General features: G+C 69.6%; 1 protein-coding gene. It reads left to right on the top strand.

Going from position 1 to position 1,648, the window contains the following annotated elements:
• Positions 1 to 1,648: acyltransferase domain-containing protein (locus tag IEY93_RS34960; protein WP_189167464.1), on the top strand; the 1,648-nt coding region annotated here is incomplete at both ends.

The following is a 1,648-nucleotide window of genomic DNA, read 5'->3' on the forward strand; positions in this document are numbered from 1 at the left end:
TTGCTGCCGCACTCTCTGCGTGAGGTGATGTTCGCCGGTCCGGCCGAGGTGCTGGACGAGACGGGGATGACGCAGCCTGCCCTGTTCGCGTTCGAGGTGGCGTTGTTCCGGTTGGTGGAGTCGCTGGGTGTGCGGCCGGATGTGCTGGCCGGTCATTCGGTGGGTGAGATCGCCGCTGCGCATGTGGCCGGGGTGTTGTCGCTGGTGGATGCGTGTGCGCTGGTCGCGGCCCGGGCTCGTCTCATGCAGGCGCTGCCTTCGGGTGGCGCGATGCTGGCGGTGGCCGCTTCGGAGCAGGATGTGCTGCCGTTGCTGGCCGGCCGGGAGGACGAGGTCGGGATCGCGGCGGTGAACGGTCCGTCGGCGGTGGTGGTCTCCGGCGCCGAGAAGACGGTCGAGGAGATCGCTCAGGCCCTGGCCGAGAAGGGCGTGCGTACGCGCAGGTTGCGGGTGTCGCATGCGTTCCATTCGCCGTTGATGGAGCCGATGCTCGCCGACTTCCGGCAAGCGGTGTCGTCGCTGGTCTTCAACGAGCCGTTGATCCCGGTGGTGTCGAATGTGACCGGGCATGTTGCTGAGCCGGGGCTTTTGGCCGATCCGGCGTACTGGGTGCGGCATGTCCGGGAGGCGGTGCGGTTCGCCGACGGAGTCTCCGCGGCACGCGCTGCGGGGGCGACGGTCTTCGTCGAGGTGGGTCCGGATGCGACGCTGACCGCACTGGCGCAGCAGACCCTCACCGGCGAGGAGGTCTGCGTTCCCGCTGGTGGACGGGGTAACGCGAAGCGCGGGCAGCAGGAAGAGGCCGTCGCGTTCGACGAGGGCCGTGCCTTCGTGGCCGCCCTGGCCCACCTGCACACCTGCGGCGTCACCGTCGACTGGGAGACCTACTTCGCCAACGTCCCCGCCCGGCACGTGGAACTGCCGACCTACGTCTTCCAGCACCGGCACTACTGGATCCCCGTCCGGGACCGCGCCGGCGCCGGCGACATGAACGGAGCCGGCCTCGGCACTGTGGACCATCCGTTGCTGAGTGCGGTGACGGAGGTGGCCGGTGGCGAGTCGTTGATCTTCAGTGGGCGGTTGTCGCTGGGTGCGCAGCCGTGGTTGGCCGATCATGTGGTGAACGGTGCGGTGGTGTTGCCGGGTGCGGCGTTCGTGGAGTTGGCGCTGCAGGTGGGGGCCGAGGCCGGGTGTGGGTCGCTGGAGGAGTTGACCATCGGGGTGCCTTTGGTGGTTCCGGTGGCCGGTGGTGCCCGGTTGCAGGTGCTGCTGGGTGGGGTGGACGAGGATGGCCGGCGTTCGGTGACGATCCACTCCTGTGCCGAGGACGGCGCCGATTGGGTCCAGCACGCGCAGGGCGCGCTGGTCGCGGCGTCCGCGCTGGAGTCGATCGAGAGGATGGAGCAGTGGCCGCCGGCCGGTGCTCAGCCGATTTCGGTTGACGGCTTGTACGACGACCTCGCGCGGGTGGGCCTTCAGTATGGGCCCGTCTTCCAGGGTGTGGTGGCGGCGTGGCGTGCGGGTGGGGAGGTGTACGCCGAGGTCGTGCTGCCGGAGCAGGGGCGGGTGGGTGTTTCGCGGTTCGGGGTGCATCCGGCGTTGCTGGATGCGGCGTTGCATGGGATCGGGTTGGGTGGTCTGCTGCCGG

The organism is Sphaerisporangium melleum, assembly GCF_014646695.1.
GTDB lineage: Bacteria > Actinomycetota > Actinomycetes > Streptosporangiales > Streptosporangiaceae > Sphaerisporangium > Sphaerisporangium melleum.